We start from the raw sequence: 18,980 nt of genomic DNA, 5'->3' as shown, positions 1-18,980 counted from the left end.
GGCCGCGGTGTTCGTGGCGCAAGCGGTGCTGGCCGCGACCGCTGCGCACGCGGTCTACGCCATTGCGCAGTACGGCGAGCCGAAGTATCCGCCGGGCTTCAAGCATTTCGACTACGTCAACCCCGACGCGCCGAAGGGCGGCACGCTGGTGCTCGCGAACCCGAACCGGCTGACGTCGTTCGACAAGTTCAACCCGTTCACGATGCGCGGCAATCCCGCGCCGGGCATCGACATGCTGTTCGAGAGCCTCGCGACCGGCAGTTCGGATGAACCGGCATCCGCATACGGGCTGCTCGCCGACGACATCGACATCGCGCCGGACCGCCGTTCGGTCACGTTCCACCTGAATCCGCGCGCACGCTTCTCGAACGGCGATCGCGTCACCGCCGACGACGTCAAGTTCTCGTTCGACACGCTGAAGAGCAAGCAGGCCGCGCCGCAGTTCGGCGCATATTTCGCGGAGATCGCGAAGGCCGTGGTCGTCGATCCGGCTACCGTGCGCTTCGAGTTCCGCAGCGCGAACCGCGAACTGCCGCTGATCGCCGGCGGCGTGCCGGTGTTTTCTCGCAAGTGGGGAGTGCGTGCGGACGGCTCGCGCATCCCGTTCGACCAGCTCGCGTTCGAACAGCCGATCGGCAGCGGTCCGTACCTGATCGACCATTACGACAACGGCCGGACGATCACTTACCGGCGCAACCCGGCGTACTGGGGCGCCGACCTGCCTGTGCGGGTCGGCACCAACAACTTCGAGCGGATCGTCTACAAGCTGTATGGCGACGGCGTCGCGCGGCTCGAGGCGTTCAAGGCCGGCGAATACGACGTGCTCGTCGAGTACATCGCGCGCAACTGGACGCGCCGCGACGTCGGCAAGCGCTTCGACAACGGCGAACTCGTCAAGCGCGAATTCCGCCAGCACAACGGCGCCGGCATGCAGGGCTTCTTCATGAACCTGCGCCGGCCGCTGTTTCGCGACGTGCGCGTGCGCCAGGCGCTCGATCTGGCGTTCGACTTCGAATGGCTGAACCGGCAGCTGTTCTACAGCGCCTACACGCGTATGGACAGCTACTTCGCCGACACCGACCTGCAGGCGACCGGTACGCCCGGCCCCGGCGAGCTGAAGCTGCTGGAGCCGCTGCGCGCGCAGCTCGACCCGGCCGTGTTCGGCCCGATGGTCACGCAGCCGAACACGAACCCGCCGGGCTCGCTGCGCGCGAACCTGCTGAAGGCGCGCGCGCTGCTCGCGCAGGCTGGCTGGACCTACCGCGACGGCGCGCTGCGCAACGCGAAGGGCGAGCCGTTCACGTTCGAGATCCTCGACGATTCCGGCGCGTCGATGGAAGGAATCGTGGCGGCGTACCAGCGCAACCTGGCGAAGCTCGGCATCGATGCGCGTTTTCGCACGGCCGATTTCGCGCTGCTGCAGAAGCGTCTCGACGCGTTCGACTACGACATGACGACGATCCGCTTGCCGGGCGTGCAGGTGCCGGGTGCCGAGCAATATTCGCGTTACGCCAGCAAGTTCGCCGACGAGCCGGGCTCCGACAACTTCATCGGACTGAAATCGCCAGCTGTCGACGCGCTGCTGCATGCACTCGGCACCGCACAGACGCGCGACGACCTGCTCGACGCGACGCACGCGCTCGACCGCGTGCTGATGCACGGCTACTACGCGGTCCCGCAGTGGTACAGCACGACGCACCGGGTCGCGTACAAGCGCACGCTTGCCTACCCGCAGACGCTGCCGCTGTACTATTCGGCCGAGGGCTGGGTCGTGTCGACCTGGTGGGCGAAGCCCGATCACTGAGCCACGCCGCCCCTACGTCCAACCCCGCCTACCGATCGCGAGTCGACGCCCTATGTGGAGCTACATCCTCAAACGCCTGCTGCTGATGATCCCGACGCTCATCGGCGTGCTGACCCTCACGTTCGCGGTGATCCAGTTCGTGCCGGGCGGCCCGGTCGAACAGGCCGTGCAGGAATTGCGCAAGGGCGCGACGGAGCAGGGTGCGGTGCCGTTCGGGATGCGTGCGCACACCGGCGTCGACGCGCAGCAGCTCGCGCAGCTCAAGGCGCTGTACGGTTTCGACAAGCCGCCGCTCGAACGCTACTGGCTGATGCTCAAGCGCTTCGCGCGCTTCGACCTCGGCGACAGCTACTTCCGCCACCAGAGCGTGTGGTCGCTGGTCGTGCAGAAGCTGCCCGTGTCGATCAGCATCGGGCTGTGGACATTCTTCCTCACGTACCTCATATCGGTGCCGCTCGGCATCGCGAAGGCGGTGCGCAACGGCTCGCCGTTCGACGTCGCGACGAGCCTCGTCGTGCTCGTCGGCTATGCGATTCCGGGCTTCGTGCTCGGCGTGCTGCTGCTCGTGCTGTTCGGCGGCGGCTCGTTCTGGCAGCTGTTCCCGCTGCGCGGGCTCACGTCGGACAACTTCGCGCAGCTGTCGCTCGTCGGCAAGGTGCTCGACTACCTGTGGCATATCGCACTGCCGATCACGGCGTCGGTGGTCGGCAGCTTTGCGGTCATCACGATGCTGACGAAGAATGCGTTCCTCGACCAGATCCGCCGGCAATACGTGCTGACCGCGCGGGCGAAGGGGCTCTCCGAGCGCAGCGTGCTGTGGAAGCACGTGTTCCGCAACGCGATGCTGCCGCTGATCGTCGGCTTCCCGGCTGCGTTCATCGGCGCGTTCTTCACGGGCAGCCTGCTGATCGAGACGCTGTTCTCGCTCGACGGCCTCGGGCTGCTGTCGTACGAATCGGTCGTGCGGCGCGACTATCCGGTCGTGCTCGGCACGCTTTACCTGTTTACGCTGATCGGCCTCGCGACCAAGCTGATCTCCGATCTCTGCTATGTGTGGGTCGATCCGCGCATTCAATTCGACACCCTGGAGCGCTGACATGAAACCGTCCGTCTGCATGCCCGGCGTCACCGGGCGAGGTGCGCGATGAACCGGGCCGTCGTGTCATCCCGCATCGATGCGGCGCGCGCCCGCGTGTCGCCGTCGCCCGCGCGCCGCGTATGGCAGCGCTTCAGGCAGCAGCGGCTCGGCTACTGGAGCTTCGTGATCTTTTTCGTGGCCTTCGCCGCGAGCGTGGCCGCGCCGCTGTGGTCGAACGACAAGCCGCTCGTCGTGCGTTACGACGGCCAGTACTATTTCCCGTTGTTCCATGCGTATCCGGAGACAACCTTCGGCGGGGATTTCCCGACGCCGGCCGATTATCTCGATCCTTATGTGCGCAAGCGGCTGGAGGCGCCCGGCAACTTCGTCGTCTACCCGCCGAACCGTTACTACTACGACACGCTGAACTACTTCTCGAACGTGCCGAACCCCGCGCCGCCGTCGCGCGCGAACTGGCTCGGCACCGACGCGCAGGGGCGCGACCTGCTGGCGCGGCTCGTGTACGGGTTCCGCGTGTCGGTCGAGTTCGGGCTGATCCTGACCGTGATCGGCACGCTGCTCGGGATCGCCGCGGGCGCCGTGCAGGGTTTCTTCGGCGGGCGCATCGACATCGTCGGGCAGCGGCTGATCGAGATCTGGAGCTCGCTGCCCGAGCTGTACCTGCTGATCATCTTCGCGTCGATCTTCGAGCCGAGCTTCCTGCTGCTGATCGTGCTGCTGTCGCTGTTCGGCTGGATCGGGCTCGCCGACTACGTGCGTGCGGAATTCCTGCGCAACCGTACGCAGGACTACGTGCGCGCGGCGCGCGCGATGGGGCTCACGAACTGGCAGATCATCTGGCGGCATGTGCTGCCGAACAGTCTCACGCCGGTGATCACGTTCCTGCCGTTCCGGATGAGCGGCTCGATCCTCGCGCTCACGAGCCTCGATTTCCTCGGGCTCGGCGTGCCGCCGCCGACCCCGAGCCTCGGCGAGCTGCTCGCGCAGGGCAAGGGCAACCTCGACGCCTGGTGGATCTCGCTGTCGACCTTCGGCGTGCTGGTTGCGACGCTGCTGCTGCTGACCTTCATGGGCGATGCGCTGCGCAATGCGCTCGACACGCGGATCGCCGATTCGGTGCGCGCGGCGGGAGGCCAGCGATGAGCGAACCGGTCGTATCGACGGAGCAAGCGCCGCTGCTGGCGCTCGAGCATCTGCACGTGCGTTTCGGCGACACGGTCGCGGTGGACGACGTGACGCTCGCGATCGGCCGCGGCGAGCGTGTCGCGCTGGTCGGCGAGTCGGGTTCGGGCAAGAGCGTGACCGCGCTGTCGATCCTGCGGCTGCTGCGCGATGCCGACGTGAGCGGCGCGATCCGCTTCGCGGGGCAGGACCTGGTGGCGAAGAGCGAGCGCGAGATGCGCGGGCTGCGCGGCTCGGACATCGCGATGATCTTCCAGGAGCCGATGACCGCGCTCAACCCGCTGTATACGATCGGCGTGCAGATCGGCGAGACGATCGTGCTGCACGACGGCGTATCGGCGGTCGAGGCGCGCAAGCGCGCGATCGCGTTGCTTGCGCGCACCGGCATCGCGGAGCCGGAGAAGCGCGTCGACAGCTATCCGCACCAGTTGTCGGGCGGCCAGCGCCAGCGCGCGATGATCGCGATGGCGCTCGCCTGCCGGCCGCGCCTGTTGCTGGCCGACGAGCCGACCACCGCGCTCGACGTGACGATCCGCGCGCAGATCGTCGATTTGCTGCTGGAACTGCAGCGCGAGGAAGCGGAAAAGCGCGGGATGGCGATCCTGCTGATCACGCACGACCTGAATCTCGTGCGGCACTTCGCGGACCGCGTCGCGGTGATGGAGCACGGCCGGCTCGTCGAGAGCGGGCCCGTCGAACGGATCTTCGCGGACCCCGAGCATCCGTACACGCAGCGGCTGCTGAACAGCCGGCCGCAACGCGCGGTCACGCCGGTGATGCCGATTGCGCCCGTCGTGCTCGACGCGCACCACGTGAGCGTCCAGTTCGCGCGCAAGCGCCCGGGCATCGCAGGCTGGTTCGGCTCGGTGCCGGTGACGGCCGTCGCGGACGTGTCGGTGTCGGTGCGGCAGGGCGAGACGCTAGGCATCGTCGGCGAATCGGGGTCGGGAAAGTCGACGCTCGCGATGGCGCTGCTCGGCCTGCAGAAGACGGCCGGCGGCACGATCGAATTCCAGGGGCGCGCGCTGTCGACCTATCGCGGCCGCGAACAGACGGCGCTGCGCTCGAACATGCAGGTCGTCTTTCAGGATCCGTTCAGTTCGCTTTCACCGCGTCACACGATCGAGCGGATCGTCGGCGAGGGGCTCGAGCTGCATCGCCCGGACATGACGCCCGACGCGCGGCGTGCGAAGTCGCTCGCGGTGCTGCGCGAAGTCGGTCTCGACCGCACGGTGCTGCACCGCTATCCGCACGAATTCTCGGGCGGGCAGCGCCAGCGGATCGCGATCGCGCGGGCGCTGGTGCTGGAGCCGCGCATCCTGATCCTCGACGAGCCGACGTCTGCGCTCGACGTATCGATCCAGCAGCAGGTGCTGAAACTGCTCGCGAATTTGCAACAGAAATACAACCTCGGGTACGTATTCATCAGCCACGACCTGGAGGTGATCGGGGCGATGGCGCACCGCGTCGCGGTGATGCAGGACGGGGCCGTCGTCGAGTCGGGAGAGGTGGCCGACATCTTCACAAGACCGTCACATCCTTACACACAAAAGCTGTTGAAAGCGGTCTGGAAAGCGTGATAAGCCGCCAATGGTCTGACCATCTCGATTGTATTTATTAATTTGTTTTGACAAACGATTACGCGCTGGCTAGTATCGACCGAAATTTTCCGCCAATCAGCTGATTTTTAAGCAAATTCCATCGACCAATGCAGCATCGATCCCTGACCCAGGCATGCGCGCGCACCATCGCCGGGCTGTTCATCGGCGCCCTGTTTGCAGCAGCTCCCGGCGCGTTCGCCGACGAAGTCAGCAGTTTTAACCAGAATGTCACGAATTCGACGCAGAACGCGTCGAATTCCTCCCTCCAGCAGACCAGCGCACAGCCGTCGAGCGGCGGCGCGAAGTCGTTCCTCGCGGGCATGGCCGGCAAGGCAGGCGACGTGGTCGTCGGCGCGCTGAACATGATCGGCGTGCGCTATCGCTGGGGTGGCAACTCGCCGGATTCGGGCCTCGACTGCAGCGGCTTCGTGCGCTACGTGTTCCAGGACACGCTCGGCATGTCGCTGCCGCGCCGTGCGGAAGAGATGAGCCGCGTCGGCGAGAAGGTGAGCATGAGCAACCTCAAGCCGGGCGACCTCGTGTTCTTCAACACGATGCGCCGCACGTTCTCGCACGTCGGCATCTACATCGGCGACAACAAGTTCGTGCACTCGCCGTCGACGGGCAGCACCATTCGCGTCGACGATCTCGACAGCGGCTACTGGGAAAAGCGTTTCACCGGCGCGCGCCGGCTGGAATCGGAGTTCCCGATGAAGCCGGAAGACCTGCGTCAGCGCGTGCGCGCGACGATCGGCGACGATTCGGCGAACGGCAACAACTGACGTTCGACGGCCAGTCCGGCCGGATCGAAAAAAACCCTGTCACCGAAAGGCGGCAGGGTTTTTTGTTTTGGGGCGGTGCAAACGACGGCGACCCGACAGGTGTTCCGCCGTTTGCGGGCCGACGGCGGCGCGCGCCGGCCTGCGCATCGCGTGCTTACGCGGCAGCGACGCCGCGCGCTGCCGCCAGCTTGCGCTGCAGTTCCGGCATGATGCGCGCAACGGCTTCCTCGCCCGCGAGAATCGCCGCGTTGCGCTGGTTGAAGTCGCTGCCGCCCATCGCGTTGAGGTTCGGGCGGATCACGACGTCCGCGTACTTGTCGAGCTCGTAGGTCTTGATCGTCTGGCCCATGATCGTGAAGGTCTGCAGCAGCATCTCGATCGGGTTGTTGGTTGCCGCGCCGTCCGGCCGGGCCGAGATGTCGACCGCGATCACGAAGCTTGCGCCCATCTTGCGCGCGTACGACGCGGGCACGGGGCTCACGAGGCCGCCGTCGACATACTCGCGGTTGCCGATCTTCACCGGCTCGAACACCGACGGCACGCTGCACGACGCGCGTACCGCGAGCCCCGTGTTGCCCTGCTGGAACAGGATCGGCTGGCCGTTCTGCAGATCGGTCGCGACGATGCCGAGCGGCTTCGCCATCTTTTCGATCGGCCGGTTGTTGAGCGTCTTGTTCAGGAAGTTCTGCAGCGCGACGCCTTGCAGCAGCCCGCGCGAGCGGAACGGCAGCGCCCAGTCGCTGATCGCCGCCTGGTCCATGTCGAGTGCGATCTTGTTGATCTGCAGCGCGCTCATGCCCGATGCATAGAGTGCGCCGACCACCGAGCCTGCGCTCGTGCCTGCGACGATTTCGACCGGGATGCCGCGCGCCTCGAGCGCCTTCAGCACGCCGATGTGCGAGAAGCCGCGCGCGGCGCCGCCGCCGAGCGCGATGCCGATCTTCACGGGTTTCTCGTGCGGCTGCGTGGTGCCGGAGGCGTTGTCCGGGCGGGATTTGTCGCCGAACGACGTGCAGGCGGCGAGGCTGGCGGACGCGGCGGCGATCGTGAAGTGGCGGCGCGACAGGCGAGGGGACGACATCAAATGGTTCTCCGGCGGCTTGGCGGCGGGTTACACGGCCCGCGGCGGCGATAGGTTCCGAGCGGCCGTACGGCAGGTTCCGTATGGCCGGCGCCGCGCCGGCTGGCGGCCGCGGCGCGCACATCATAAAGCAAGCGGTGCGCTTGGCGCGATGTCCGGCGCGAGTATAATTCCGGCTTCTTTCCCGTTCCGGGCGTCGCCGGCCCCGTTGCTGTCCGGGCTGCCGCCGTCGATCCCGCGTCGAATCATTCATGCGCCCCAGGCGTTCGAGTTACCGTTTATGACCCGTCCTGTCCGTACCCGCTTCGCGCCGAGTCCCACCGGCTTCATCCACCTCGGCAACATCCGCTCTGCACTCTATCCGTGGGCGTTCGCCCGCAAGATGAAAGGCACGTTCGTGCTGCGCATCGAGGATACCGACGTCGAGCGCTCGTCGCAGGAAGCGGTCGATGCCATCCTCGAAGGGATGCAGTGGCTCGGCCTGGATTTCGACGAAGGCCCGATCTACCAGATGCAGCGGATGGACCGCTATCGCGAGGTGCTCGCGCAGATGCTCGAAAAGGGCCTCGCGTACCCGTGCTACATGTCGGCCGAGGAACTCGACGCGCTGCGCGAACGCCAGCGCGAGGCCGGCCTGAAGCCGCGCTACGACGGCACGTGGCGTCCGGAGCCCGGCAAGGTGCTGCCGGAGCCGCCGGCCGGCGTGAAGCCGGTGCTGCGCTTCCGCAATCCGCTGACCGGCACGGTCGTGTGGGACGACGCCGTGAAGGGGCGTGTCGAGATCTCGAACGAAGAGCTCGACGACCTCGTGATCGCGCGCCCGGACGGCACGCCGATCTACAACTTCTGTGTGGTGGTGGACGACATGGACATGGGCATCACGCACGTGATCCGTGGCGACGACCACGTGAACAACACGCCGCGCCAGATCAACATCCTGAATGCGCTCGGCGGCGAGTCGCCCGTCTACGCGCACCTGCCGACCGTGCTGAACGAGCAGGGCGAGAAGATGAGCAAGCGTCATGGCGCGATGAGCGTGATGGCGTACCGCGACGCGGGCTTCCTGCCCGAAGCCGTCGTCAACTATCTCGCGCGCCTCGGCTGGTCGCACGGCGACGCCGAGATCTTCTCGCGCGAGCAGTTCGTCGAATGGTTCGATCTCGAGCATCTCGGCAAGTCGCCCGCGCAGTACGACCACAGCAAGCTGAGCTGGCTGAACGCGCATTACATCAAGGAAGCGGACAACGCGCGCCTCGCCGAGCTGGCGAAGCCGTTCCTGTCCGCCCTCGGCATCGACGATGCGGCGATCGCGACGGGCCCTGCGCTCGAAGCGGTGGTCGGGCTGATGAAGGATCGCGCGACGACGGTCAAGGAGATCGCGGAAGGCGCCACGATGTTCTACCGTGTGCCGGCACCGGAAGCCGATGCGCTTGCGCAGCACGTGACCGATGTGGTGCGTCCGGCGCTGGCCGATCTCGTCGCTGCGCTGAAGGCGGCCGACTGGACCAAGGAGGCCGTGTCCGCCGCGCTGAAGGCGACGCTCGGCACGCACAAGCTGAAGATGCCACAACTCGCGATGCCGGTGCGCCTGCTGGTGGCGGGTACGACGCACACGCCGTCGATCGATGCGGTGCTCGTGCTGTTCGGTCGCGATGTCGTGGTGTCGCGTATCGAGGCCGCGCTGGCCTGAGGTTCGAGGGCGAGCGAAGCTGCCTGTGCGTGACATCGCGGCAGCTTCGCAAAAAATTTCGCTCGAATCGCAAAAAGGGTATTTACAAGTTCAAAGTAGCTCCATATAATCTCATTTCTGTTCTGCAAGGGGGTATAGCTCAGCTGGGAGAGCGCTTGCATGGCATGCAAGAGGTCAGCGGTTCGATCCCGCTTACCTCCACCATCAGAACAAGCTGAGTTGATTTGCGAAGCAGCAGCAGTAGTAATAAATGCTTCACAAAATGATTCAAAGCAGTTAGAATTTCGGCCTTCGCTGTTGATTGAAAAGTGAATAGCGAAAGTCAGACAGATCTGAAAAGATTTTGTCCCCTTCGTCTAGAGGCCTAGGACATCACCCTTTCACGGTGAGTACAGGGGTTCGAATCCCCTAGGGGACGCCAGATTCAGCGGCGTTTCGTAGAAATGTCGCAACGCTTGCAGGAACGTAACCGACGTCCTGCGGGTGAGGGTAAGAAAGCTGGAGCGGTAGTTCAGTCGGTTAGAATACCGGCCTGTCACGCCGGGGGTCGCGGGTTCGAGTCCCGTCCGCTCCGCCAGAACGAAGCCCGTTCAAGACGTTTTTGAGCGGGCTTTTGTATTAAGGATGTAAGCAGTACGTTGTCCCCTTCGTCTAGAGGCCTAGGACATCACCCTTTCACGGTGAGTACAGGGGTTCGAATCCCCTAGGGGACGCCAGATTCAGCGGCGTTTCGTAGAAGTGTCGCAACACCTGCAGGAACGTGACGGTGTCCTGCAGGTGGGAGTAAGAAAGCTGGAGCGGTAGTTCAGTTGGTTAGAATACCGGCCTGTCACGCCGGGGGTCGCGGGTTCGAGTCCCGTCCGCTCCGCCAGAACGAAGCCCGTTCAAAGAACGATTTTTGAACGGGCTTTTGCATTAAGGATGTAAGCAGTACGTTGTCCCCTTCGTCTAGAGGCCTAGGACATCACCCTTTCACGGTGAGTACAGGGGTTCGAATCCCCTAGGGGACGCCAGATTTCGGCGTCGTTCGAACAAACGATGCGCCGGCAGGAAGCAACCGACGCCTGCCAGGCAAGTAGCAAGACTGGAGCGGTAGTTCAGTCGGTTAGAATACCGGCCTGTCACGCCGGGGGTCGCGGGTTCGAGTCCCGTCCGCTCCGCCAAAAAAATGAAGAAGCCCGCCTTGCGCGGGCTTTTTCATTTGTGTTTCCGGTTGCGCCCGCTGGCGGGCGCGTGACTGCGGAGTGGAGGAAGCTGCCTGCGCAGCTTCCGGCGGGACTCGAAGGGTTGCGCGTGCACGCGCAACCGCGGCCTGCAGGATGTGGGCGAGTCCCGTCCGCTCCGCCAAAAAATGAAGAAGCCCGCCTTGTGCGGGCTTTTTCATTTGTGTTTCCGGTTGCGCCCGCCGGCGGCACGTAACCGCCGGTCATCCGGCGTCGAGCCGCTACGAGAAATCCGCGATTGCATCCGCACGCGACTGCGCTATCGTGGCGGGATGCGTTCTTGACCCCTGCGTGATGCTCGATCCGACCGACCTGCGACTCCTGTATCAGCTCCGGCCCGCGGAGGCTGGCGATTTTCCGTTTGCCGAAGCGCTGACGCACGGCAACATGGGCGGCTATTACAAGCGCCATGGGCTCGTGTGGCGCAGCGACCTGTTCTACGCGAGCTGGCGCGAATCCGAAAACTTCATCCTCGAGGCCGACGGCGAGCGCATCGGCGTGCTGCGCGTGACCGAAGAGGGCGACTCGCTGCACATCCGCGACGTCCAGATCGCGGCCGGCCATCGCGGGCAGGGCGCCGGCACCTACATGCTCGACATGTCGCACCGCTGGGCGCGTGCGCGCGGGCTGCACGAACTGCAACTGCGCGTGTTCGTCGACAATCCTGCCGCGCGTCTCTACTTGCGCATGGGCTATCAGGTTGCCGGGTCGCGGCTTGCACAACTTGGCTCGATCCGCCACATGGTGCGGCCGGTCTGACGATCCGGAACCGGGCGTTCAGCGGACAGCGTCGATCGCGTCGTCGTCCGGGGTTTCGTCGTCCGCGAGGCTGCCTTCCGGGCCGCGGTGCTCGTAGCCGCGCAGCATGAAGGCGCGCGGGCTTTCGCCGAAGGCACGCCGGAACATCGCCGAAAAGGCGCTCTGGCTCTGGTAGCCGAGTTCACGTGCGATATGCGACAGCGGCCGCCCCTGGTTCAGCAGCGGAATGGCCCGCGCCAGCAGCGCCTGCTGGCGCCACTGCGAAAAGCTCACCCCCAGTTCCTGCTTGAAGAGCCGCGAAATCGTGCGTGTGCTCGCGCCGACCTCGCTGGCCCAATGTTCGAGCGACTCCGCGTGCGCCGGATGCGCGAGTACCGATTCGCACAGCATGCGCAGCCTTTTTTCGTCGGGCATCGGCACGGCGAGCGGTAGCGGTTCGGCGTGGGTCAGCTCGTCGAGCACGAGCCCGCACAGCAGGCGCTCGCGCGCGGTGCTCAGGTCGCGTGCATCGAGTGCGACGATCAGTTCGCGCAGGAGCCCCGTCACTTCGACGACGCGGCACGCGTCGAGCCCGTCCGGCACGATCGACTCGTCGATATACAGCGTGCGCAAATACGCCTCTTCGACGATCACGACCTCGTGCGTCACGCGCGGCGGCACCCAGATCGCGCGGGACGGCGGCACCATCCACGTCGTGCCGGTCGTCGCGACGCGCAGCACGCCTCGCGATGCGTACGCGAGCTGCGCCCACGCATGCGTATGCAGCGGGATCCGGTGCCCGGTATTGACCTGCCGTGCGCGCACGCGCATCGGATGGACGGCGGTCGGCGCGAATTCGGGCGGAATGTCGATGACGTACGGGTTCGGTACGTCGGCTTGGAACGGCGGGTTCATGAACGATTCGGGCAGCGCGGCGGCGATGCCGTTATTGTAGAAGGCGCCGCGAAAGCGCATGCGGCGGTTTGTCGGGCGATCATGCCGCGTTCAAATGAACTTTGTGTGGGGGCTCGGCGATTTCGGGACTGCCGCGGGGCCGGGCGCGCGTGCGGGTTCGAACCATCGGGCCGGTATCGTGGTCTATCGATGCGCGGGCGATTTCGCACGAATCGCCCGCGAGCACGGCAACATACGAATCAAAGAGGAGAACCACGATGCGCTACGTATTCGTCTACGGCACCCTGAGAAACGGGGAGGCCAACGACATCGGCCACGCGGCCGCCAGGCACGGGATTGCCGCGCCGACGCTGCTCGGTGCCGCCGCGCTGCCGGGCGAACTGTACGATTTCGGTACGTATCCGGGAATGATTGCCGGATCGGCCGGCAAGTCGCTGGTGTGGGGCGACGTCTACGAGGTCGACGACCAGCTCGTTCCCGTGCTCGACGAGATCGAGCGTGTGTATCCGGGCGTCGACTCGCTGTTCAAGCCGGAAGACGTGACCGTCGAACTCGGCGGCCGGCAGTACGCCTGTCTTTACTATCCGGTCGCCGCGCATGCGATAGCCGGGCATCCGCGCATTGCGTCGGGCGACTGGGTTCAGCACCGGCGCGAGCGGGAAGCCATCTGACCGGTTGCGTGGGCAGCCGCGGTATCTGATCCTGCCGCAAATGAAAAAGCGCCCCTCGGGGCGCTTTTTTGATGCCGTCATCGCCTGCGACCGGCGCCGACACAGGGCCGGCACCGATCGAGGCGGGTGGCTACGTCAGATTTCCTCGTACAGCGGCAGCGTCAGGAATTCGGTGAAGCCTTCCGACGTCGACATCTGCTCGAAGATCGCCGCGGCGCGCTCGTACGGCTTCGTGTTGCCGCCGACCGAGCGCTTCACGTTGTCCAGCTCGGCCTTCGAGAATTCACGCACGAGTTCGGCGGTGACCTTGCGGCCGTCGTCGAGCACACCCTTCGGCGAGCGGATCCATTGCCACACCTGCGAGCGGGAGATTTCGGCCGTGGCCGCATCTTCCATCAGGTTGTGGATCGGCACGCAGCCGTTGCCGTCGAGCCATGCGCCGAGGTAGTGGATGCCGACGTTGATGTTGTTGCGCAGGCCGGCTTCGGTGATCGGCGCTTCGGGCTGGAAGTCGAGCAGGTTCTTGCCTTCGACCTGCACGTCGTCGCGCTGCTTCGCGATCTGGTTCGGCTTGTCGCCGAGCACCTTGACGAACTCTTCCATCGCGATCGGCACGAGTCCCGGGTGCGCGACCCAGCCGCCGTCGTAGCCGTCGGTCGCGTCGCGCTGCTTGTCCGAGCGCACGCCGCCCATGGCCTTGTCGTTCGCTTCCGGATCGTTCTTGATCGGGATCAGCGCGCTCATCCCGCCGATCGCCGGCGCGTTGCGCTTGTGGCAGGTCTTCAGCAGCAGCAGCGCGTATGCACGCATGAACGGCACCGTCATCGTGATCTTCGAACGCTCGGCGAGGCAGAAGTCGCGGTCGTTCTTGAACTTCTTGATGGCCGAGAAGATGTAGTCCCAGCGGCCGGCGTTCAGGCCCGAGCTGTGTTCGCGCAGTTCGTACAGGATCTCGTCCATCTCGAACGCGGCGAGGATCGTCTCGATCAGCACGGTCGCGCGGATCGTGCCGCGCGGCACGCCGACGCCTTCCTGCGCGGCGACGAAGATGTCGTTCCACAGGCGTGCTTCGAGATGGCTTTCCATCTTCGGCAGGTAGAAGTACGGGCCTGAGCCGCGCGCGAGCAGTTCCTTCGCGTTGTGGAACAGGAACAGCGCGAAATCGAAGATGCCGCCGGACACGCGCTGACCGTCGACCGTCACGTGCTTCTCGTCGAGGTGCCAGCCGCGCGGACGCACGATCAGCGTCGCGACCTTGTCGTTCAGCTGGTACGACTTGCCGTTCTGCTCGAGCGAGATCGTGCGGCGCACCGCGTCCTTCAGGTTGATCTGGCCGTCGATCTGGTTCGTCCAGCTCGGCGCGTTCGAATCCTCGAAGTCCGTCATGTACGAATCCGCGCCCGAGTTCAGCGCATTGATGATCATCTTGCGCTCGACGGGGCCCGTGATCTCGACACGGCGGCATTGCAGGTCGGCCGGCAGCGGCGCGACCTTCCAGTCGCCTTCGCGGATGGCCTTCGTCTCGGCCAGGAAGTCGGGGCGCTCGCCCGCGTCGAGCCGTTTCGTGCGTTCGACGCGCGCCTGCAGCAGCGCCTGGCGGCGCGGCTCGAACGTGCGGTGCAGCGCTGCGACGAGTTCGAGCGCGGCAGGCGTCAGGATTGCTTCGTAACCCGGCTTGATTTCGCCGGTGATCGTCATGCCTTGCGGCAGCGTGATCGGGGTGCTCATGAGTCTCATCTCCTTGGTCGGTCAGTTGCGGTTTCGGTGAAGGGGGAAGGCGGCAGCGCTGCGAACGTCATGCACCCGGGCTGGGGCGCGTGCGGTTTGCGGGTCTGCCGGACGGAGCCGGGGTGGCGAGGAATGCGAGCAGGTCGGCCATGCCGGTGCCGGTGCCGTCGGGTGGCGCGCCGAGTTCCTCGGCGGGCGCGCCCGTGCGGTTGAGCCAGAACGTCGTGTAGCCGAACCAGACGGCGCCGGCGACGTCCCACGCGTTCGACGACACGAACACGATGCCGCGCCGGTTCGGTCCGAACGCGTCGGTGCCGAGCGCGTAGGCGGCCGGGCTCGGCTTGTACGCGCGGACGGTGTCGGCCGACAGCACGCGATCGAACAGCCCGGACATGCCGGCGCTCTTGATCGCGATGTCCAGCATCTGCGGTGTGCCGTTCGACAGGATGCCGAGCGGCGGGCGCGGGTCGAGCGCGCGCAGCTTGCGCAGCGCGGGCACCGTATCGGGATAGGTGGACAGGCATGCGTATTCGTCCATCAGCCGCTTCTCGGCCGCGCTGTTCAGCGCGAGCCCGAGCCGGCGCGCGGCGAACCGCAGCGCATCGAGCGTGATGTCCCGGAACGGGCGATAGCGCGCGCCGGCCGGATCGGCGAGCGTGCGCAACTGCGAGTATTCGATTTGCTTGCGTCGCCACAGCTGCGACAACCGTTCCCCGTGACCGGGAAACATCTGTTCCGCCGCGGCCAGGACCGCACGCACGTCGAACAACGTGCCGAATGCGTCGAAGAGGATTGCGTCGGGAGAGGAGAGTGTCGTTGTGGCCGACATAGCCTTGCGCTCCAGTTTCAGAGGTCAGGTGAATTCTATTCGTGATCGTATGTGCTAAAAAAGACGCTAAACATCACTTGATCTTTTACTTTCATCTACCTAATCTTGAGCGGTTTAAGCTATTTGAAGGGCGGTAGCGCCGCCCCTGCGAGTCATGGACCGGTTCAAGCAGATCGAAACGTTCGCCGCGGTCGCCGCGAAGGGCAGCCTGTCGGCGGCCGCGCACGCGGAAGGCGTCGCACCGGCGATCATCGGTCGCCGTCTCGACGCGCTCGAGGAGCGGCTCGGCGTCAAGCTGCTGGTGCGCACGACGCGCAAGCTCACGCTGACGTTCGAGGGCTCGGCGTTCCTCGAGGATTGCCAGCGCGTCATCAACGACATGCAGAACGCGGAGGCGAGCGTGTCCGCCGGCGGCGTCAAGGCGAGCGGCCACCTGCGCATTTCTGCGCCGGCCGGTTTCGGCCGGCGGCACGTTGCACCGCTCGTGCCCGAATTCAGCGTTGGCCATCCGGACGTGTCGGTCACGCTCGACCTGTCCGACCGGATGGTCGACCTCGTCAACGAGGGGTTCGATTGCGCGGTGCGGCTCGGCGAGCTGCCCGATTCGTCGCTCGTGTCGCTGAAGCTCGGCGAAAATCGCCGCGTGTGCGTCGCGTCTCCCGCGTATCTGGCACGGCGCGGCACGCCGGCCACGCTCGCCGAGCTGGCGCGGCACAACTGCCTCGCGCTCGCGGCAAACGCGAACCAGCAACGCGGCTGGGCGTTCCAGGAGGACGACAAGGTCGTGTCGATCCGCGTGAACGGCACGATGGAGTGCTCGGACGGCGCAGTGCTGCACGAGTGGTGTCTCGACGGCCACGGGCTCGCGTGGCGCTCGTGGTGGGAGGTCGGCGACGACATCGCGGCCGGCCGGCTCGTCAGCGTGCTCGACGCGTTCGCCGCCCCGCCGATCGGTATCCACGCGGTGTTTCCGCAACGCCGGCATCTGCCGCTGCGCGTGCGGTTGTTTCTCGATTACCTGAAGCACACCTACGAACAGCCCGGATATTGGGGCGAGTAGGCCGCGCATGCCCGCGCGTTTCCGATATGAGGGCGAACCCGCTGCCGGCGCCGGTTGGGCGATTTCGCGCACTACACTCGTAGGAGGCATGTCCGACGCGTCGCGGCCGGCTCGGATGGGATCGCGACGTGAGGCGTGCGATTGACGAAGGAGGGCGCGATGTTCCGGCACATCCTCGTTCCAACCGACGGTTCCGACCTGTCGCAGAAGGCGATCGACGGCGCGATCGACCTGGCGCGCGCGGTCGGTGCGCGGGTCACGGCCTACGCGTGTCTGCCGCAGTATCCGTACTCGCCGTTTTCCGAAGTGATCATCGAGCCGCCTGCCGATTTTCGGGCGCGTAGCGAGCGCGAGGCGCGCGCGCACCTCGACGAGGTCGAATCGGCCGCGAAGGCGGCCGGCGTCGATTGCGACACCTGGACAAGCGTGCATCCGTCGCCGTATCTCGGCATCATCGAGGCGGCCGAACGCGGCGGCTGCGACGTGATCTTCATGGCGTCCCACGGACGCCGCGGGCTCGGCAGCTTGCTGATCGGCAGCGAGACGCAGCGCGTGCTGACCCATACGAAAATTCCGGTGATCGTGTATCGGTAGGGCGGCGCCCTGGAAAAAGGGCGCGCCGGACGGAGCCGGCGCGCGTCGTTGCTGGCGGCCCGCAGACCGCGCGGCCGGTCGCGCGATCGGTATCGCGCGCCTGCCGTCTCCTCCCTGATTGTTGTCCGGTGGCCGATGCCGCGCCGTCGCGAGACGGGGCGGGCATCGGCATGACGCGTGGCGCGTCGTGCTGCTCGGCTTACGCGACCTTCTTGCCGTCGAAGAACTGCTCGTCTTCGGTCGAGCCGTGCAGTGCGGTGGTCGACGTTTCGCGCTCGACCGTCTGCGTCACCGCGTCGAAGTAGCCGGTGCCGACTTCGCGCTGGTGCTTGACGGCCGTGAAGCCCTTGTCCGCTGCCGCGAACTCGGCCTGCTGCAGCTCGACGAATGCGCTCATCTGCGTGCGGGCATAGCCGTGCGCGAGGTTGAACATCGAGTAGTTCAGCGCATGGAAGCCGGCCAGCGTGATGAACTGGAACTTGTAGCCCATCGCGCCGAGTTCCTTCTGGAACTTCGCGATCGTCGCGTCGTCGAGGTTCTTCTTCCAGTTGAACGACGGCGAGCAGTTGTACGACAGCAGCTTGCCCGGGAACTGCTTGTGGATCGCTTCCGCGAACTTCTTCGCGTACTCGAGATCCGGCTTGCCCGTTTCGCACCAGACCAGATCGGCGTACGGCGCGTACGCGAGACCGCGCGAGATTGCCTGCTCGATGCCCGGCTTCGTGCGGAAGAAGCCTTCCACCGTGCGCTCGCCCGTCAGGAACGGCTTGTCGTTGTCGTCGACGTCGGACGTGATCAGGTCGGCCGCTTCCGCGTCGGTGCGGGCGACCAGCACGGTCGACGTGCCCATCACGTCGGCCGCGAGACGCGCGGCCGACAGCTTGGCGACGGCCTCGCGCGTCGGCACGAGCACCTTGCCGCCCATGTGGCCGCACTTCTTCACCGAAGCGAGCTGGTCCTCGAAGTGGACGCCCGATGCGCCGGCTTCGATCATCGCCTTCATCAGTTCGAACGCGTTCAGCACGCCGCCGAAACCGGCTTCCGCGTCAGCGACGATCGGCGCGAAGAAATCGACGTAGCCTTCGTCGCCCGGGTTCTTGCCCTCCGACCACTGGATCTGGTCGGCGCGCGTCAGCGTGTTGTTGATGCGCTTCACGACGAGCGGCACCGAGTTTGCCGGGTACAGCGACTGGTCCGGGTACATTTCGCCCGCGACGTTCGCGTCGCCGGCCACTTGCCAGCCCGACAGGTAGATGGCCTTCAGGCCGGCCTTCACCTGCTGCATCGCCTGGTTGCCGGTCAGTGCGCCGAGTGCGTTGACGAACGGCTCGTTGTTGACGAGGCTCCACAGCTTTTCCGCGCCGCGCTTGGCGAGCGTGTGCTCGATCGGGATCGAACCACGCAGGCGGACCACGTCCTCAGCCGAGTAGCTGCGCTTGATGCCTTTCCAGCGCGGATCGGTTTCCCATTGCTGTTGCAGTTCCTGTGCCTGTTGCTGACGCGACATGATGAGCTCCTTGATGCGGTGCGATGCCTGACGGATTGAATCTGATGGTGGTGAGGCTGTTCTCGAAGCCGGGAGCGGTGGATTCCGGTTCGTGAGGTCTTGTATAAGAGTCTAGGCAAATCGACCGGAGCGGGACAGAGGGCTTTCTGCCGGGTGGGGTAAATTTTTAATTGTTTTAAATCAATATCTTGAAATTGTTATTTCGGGATAAGAAACGCTTTTTCCCATCCCGCAATCGCCCGGGTTGTGCCGCGCAGCATGATTTTTTACGACACAAAAAAATTTTCCGCATCGTGAAATGTGGGGCGGGGCGAAAAAAAACCGGCGCAGATGCGCCGGTTGGCTGGATGGGCAGGGCGGCTATCCGCGGGTCTGCCTTCCGTGGGGCGGCCGGTGGCCGCCCATGCGTACTTACGACGCGGAGTTGCTGCGACGCGGGCCGCCGCTGCGTTGGCCGTCGCGACGCGGGCCACCGG

The 18,980-nt window shown here is 65.6% G+C and carries 15 protein-coding genes and 7 tRNA genes; 17 read left to right on the top strand and 5 right to left on the bottom strand.

The features are described from left to right. The 5 genes from G3N93_RS15855 to G3N93_RS15835 form a co-directional block, all read left to right on the top strand. Nucleotides 1-1,804: extracellular solute-binding protein (locus G3N93_RS15855; protein WP_374196469.1), on the top strand; the 1,804-nt coding region annotated here is incomplete at its 5' end. 52 nt (nucleotides 1,805-1,856) lie between these two features. Further along, nucleotides 1,857-2,900 (top strand): microcin C ABC transporter permease YejB, encoded by a 1,044-nt coding sequence (locus G3N93_RS15850; protein WP_174941930.1) that lies wholly within the window; start codon nucleotides 1,857-1,859, stop codon nucleotides 2,898-2,900. Between the two features lie 48 nt (nucleotides 2,901-2,948). Then, nucleotides 2,949-4,046 (top strand): ABC transporter permease, encoded by a 1,098-nt coding sequence (locus G3N93_RS15845; protein ID WP_011352500.1) that lies wholly within the window; start codon nucleotides 2,949-2,951, stop codon nucleotides 4,044-4,046. Continuing rightward, a complete protein-coding gene (locus tag G3N93_RS15840) occupies nucleotides 4,043-5,665 on the top strand; it encodes an ABC transporter ATP-binding protein (RefSeq protein WP_174941932.1) in 1,623 nt (540 codons plus the stop codon). Before G3N93_RS15845 ends, G3N93_RS15840 begins: the two co-directional genes overlap by 4 nt. A gap of 128 nt (nucleotides 5,666-5,793) precedes the next feature. Then, entirely contained in the window at nucleotides 5,794-6,468 is a 675-nt protein-coding gene (locus G3N93_RS15835; protein ID WP_011352498.1) for a C40 family peptidase, read from the top strand. 154 nt (nucleotides 6,469-6,622) lie between these two features. Here G3N93_RS15835 and G3N93_RS15830 read toward each other — a convergent pair whose 3' ends face one another. Continuing rightward, nucleotides 6,623-7,549: a patatin-like phospholipase family protein gene (locus tag G3N93_RS15830; protein ID WP_174941933.1), complete on the bottom strand. Its 927-nt coding sequence runs from the start codon at nucleotides 7,547-7,549 to the stop codon at nucleotides 6,623-6,625. 280 nt (nucleotides 7,550-7,829) lie between these two features. Here G3N93_RS15830 and gltX point away from each other — a divergent pair, with 280 nt between their 5' ends. The 9 genes from gltX to G3N93_RS15785 all read left to right on the top strand — a co-directional run bounded on the left by gltX (nucleotide 7,830) and on the right by G3N93_RS15785 (nucleotide 11,221). Beyond that, nucleotides 7,830-9,239, top strand: a complete 1,410-nt coding sequence (gltX, locus tag G3N93_RS15825) for a glutamate--tRNA ligase (protein ID WP_206133439.1) — start codon at nucleotides 7,830-7,832, stop codon at nucleotides 9,237-9,239. A gap of 128 nt (nucleotides 9,240-9,367) precedes the next feature. Then, nucleotides 9,368-9,443, top strand: a tRNA-Ala gene (locus G3N93_RS15820). A 141-nt stretch (nucleotides 9,444-9,584) separates the two neighbouring features. Beyond that, a tRNA-Glu gene (locus tag G3N93_RS15815) sits at nucleotides 9,585-9,660 on the top strand. Nucleotides 9,661-9,739: 79 nt separating this feature from the next. Further along, nucleotides 9,740-9,816: transfer RNA gene (locus G3N93_RS15810), tRNA-Asp, on the top strand. A gap of 63 nt (nucleotides 9,817-9,879) precedes the next feature. Next, nucleotides 9,880-9,955: transfer RNA gene (locus G3N93_RS15805), tRNA-Glu, on the top strand. Nucleotides 9,956-10,033: 78 nt separating this feature from the next. After that, a tRNA-Asp gene (locus tag G3N93_RS15800) sits at nucleotides 10,034-10,110 on the top strand. Between the two features lie 66 nt (nucleotides 10,111-10,176). Further along, nucleotides 10,177-10,252 (top strand) — tRNA-Glu (locus G3N93_RS15795). Nucleotides 10,253-10,325: 73 nt separating this feature from the next. Continuing rightward, a tRNA-Asp gene (locus tag G3N93_RS15790) sits at nucleotides 10,326-10,402 on the top strand. A 354-nt stretch (nucleotides 10,403-10,756) separates the two neighbouring features. Then, nucleotides 10,757-11,221 (top strand): GNAT family N-acetyltransferase, encoded by a 465-nt coding sequence (locus G3N93_RS15785; protein ID WP_027787064.1) that lies wholly within the window; start codon nucleotides 10,757-10,759, stop codon nucleotides 11,219-11,221. Nucleotides 11,222-11,239: 18 nt separating this feature from the next. On the opposite strand, the gene G3N93_RS15780 is transcribed toward G3N93_RS15785, so the two are convergent. Continuing rightward, nucleotides 11,240-12,115 carry a helix-turn-helix domain-containing protein gene (locus G3N93_RS15780; protein WP_174944404.1) on the bottom strand — a complete coding sequence of 292 codons (876 nt, stop codon included), beginning with the start codon at nucleotides 12,113-12,115 and terminating at the stop codon, nucleotides 11,240-11,242. A gap of 257 nt (nucleotides 12,116-12,372) precedes the next feature. Between G3N93_RS15780 and G3N93_RS15775 the strand changes: the two genes are divergently transcribed. Beyond that, nucleotides 12,373-12,786: a gamma-glutamylcyclotransferase gene (locus G3N93_RS15775; RefSeq protein WP_174944421.1), complete on the top strand. Its 414-nt coding sequence runs from the start codon at nucleotides 12,373-12,375 to the stop codon at nucleotides 12,784-12,786. A gap of 135 nt (nucleotides 12,787-12,921) precedes the next feature. Here G3N93_RS15775 and aceB read toward each other — a convergent pair whose 3' ends face one another. Beyond that, nucleotides 12,922-14,514, bottom strand: a complete 1,593-nt coding sequence (gene aceB, locus G3N93_RS15770; protein WP_206133438.1) for a malate synthase A — start codon at nucleotides 14,512-14,514, stop codon at nucleotides 12,922-12,924. Nucleotides 14,515-14,581: 67 nt separating this feature from the next. Next, the gene (locus tag G3N93_RS15765) at nucleotides 14,582-15,343 is read right to left on the bottom strand and encodes a haloacid dehalogenase type II (RefSeq protein ID WP_011352491.1); all 762 of its coding nucleotides are present in this window, start codon (nucleotides 15,341-15,343) and stop codon (nucleotides 14,582-14,584) included. A 154-nt stretch (nucleotides 15,344-15,497) separates the two neighbouring features. Between G3N93_RS15765 and G3N93_RS15760 the strand changes: the two genes are divergently transcribed. Together G3N93_RS15760 and G3N93_RS15755 are read left to right on the top strand one after the other, a co-directional pair. Next, nucleotides 15,498-16,403, top strand: a complete 906-nt coding sequence (locus G3N93_RS15760; RefSeq protein ID WP_041492883.1) for a LysR family transcriptional regulator — start codon at nucleotides 15,498-15,500, stop codon at nucleotides 16,401-16,403. Between the two features lie 159 nt (nucleotides 16,404-16,562). Beyond that, nucleotides 16,563-16,997 carry a universal stress protein gene (locus G3N93_RS15755; protein ID WP_174944433.1) on the top strand — a complete coding sequence of 145 codons (435 nt, stop codon included), beginning with the start codon at nucleotides 16,563-16,565 and terminating at the stop codon, nucleotides 16,995-16,997. A gap of 199 nt (nucleotides 16,998-17,196) precedes the next feature. Here the strand turns inward: G3N93_RS15755 and aceA are convergent, their stop codons facing one another. Further along, nucleotides 17,197-18,504, bottom strand: a complete 1,308-nt coding sequence (gene aceA / locus G3N93_RS15750) for an isocitrate lyase (RefSeq protein WP_206133437.1) — start codon at nucleotides 18,502-18,504, stop codon at nucleotides 17,197-17,199. Between the last annotated feature and the right edge of the window lie 476 nt (nucleotides 18,505-18,980).

This window comes from Burkholderia sp. Se-20378 (assembly GCF_017104665.1).
In the GTDB taxonomy this organism is placed as follows: Bacteria; Pseudomonadota; Gammaproteobacteria; order Burkholderiales; family Burkholderiaceae; genus Burkholderia; species Burkholderia lata.
The sequence above is the reverse complement of the archived record's forward strand: the minus strand, read 5'-3'. Positions and strand labels throughout refer to the sequence as shown.

Excerpts from the sequence above, each read along its gene's own strand:
- G3N93_RS15850 (WP_174941930.1), top strand. The coding sequence starts at position 1,857 with ATGTGGAGCTACATCCTCAAACGCCTGCTGCTGATGATCCCGACGCTC.
- G3N93_RS15845 (WP_011352500.1), top strand. The coding sequence starts at position 2,949 with ATGAACCGGGCCGTCGTGTCATCCCGCATCGATGCGGCGCGCGCCCGC.
- G3N93_RS15840 (WP_174941932.1), top strand. The coding sequence starts at position 4,043 with ATGAGCGAACCGGTCGTATCGACGGAGCAAGCGCCGCTGCTGGCGCTC.
- G3N93_RS15835 (WP_011352498.1), top strand. The coding sequence starts at position 5,794 with ATGCAGCATCGATCCCTGACCCAGGCATGCGCGCGCACCATCGCCGGG.
- G3N93_RS15830 (WP_174941933.1), bottom strand. The coding sequence starts at position 7,549 with ATGTCGTCCCCTCGCCTGTCGCGCCGCCACTTCACGATCGCCGCCGCG.
- gltX (WP_206133439.1), top strand. The coding sequence starts at position 7,830 with ATGACCCGTCCTGTCCGTACCCGCTTCGCGCCGAGTCCCACCGGCTTC.
- G3N93_RS15785 (WP_027787064.1), top strand. The coding sequence starts at position 10,757 with ATGCTCGATCCGACCGACCTGCGACTCCTGTATCAGCTCCGGCCCGCG.
- G3N93_RS15780 (WP_174944404.1), bottom strand. The coding sequence starts at position 12,115 with ATGAACCCGCCGTTCCAAGCCGACGTACCGAACCCGTACGTCATCGAC.
- G3N93_RS15775 (WP_174944421.1), top strand. The coding sequence starts at position 12,373 with ATGCGCTACGTATTCGTCTACGGCACCCTGAGAAACGGGGAGGCCAAC.
- aceB (WP_206133438.1), bottom strand. The coding sequence starts at position 14,514 with ATGAGCACCCCGATCACGCTGCCGCAAGGCATGACGATCACCGGCGAA.
- G3N93_RS15765 (WP_011352491.1), bottom strand. The coding sequence starts at position 15,343 with ATGTCGGCCACAACGACACTCTCCTCTCCCGACGCAATCCTCTTCGAC.
- G3N93_RS15760 (WP_041492883.1), top strand. The coding sequence starts at position 15,498 with ATGGACCGGTTCAAGCAGATCGAAACGTTCGCCGCGGTCGCCGCGAAG.
- G3N93_RS15755 (WP_174944433.1), top strand. The coding sequence starts at position 16,563 with ATGTTCCGGCACATCCTCGTTCCAACCGACGGTTCCGACCTGTCGCAG.
- aceA (WP_206133437.1), bottom strand. The coding sequence starts at position 18,504 with ATGTCGCGTCAGCAACAGGCACAGGAACTGCAACAGCAATGGGAAACC.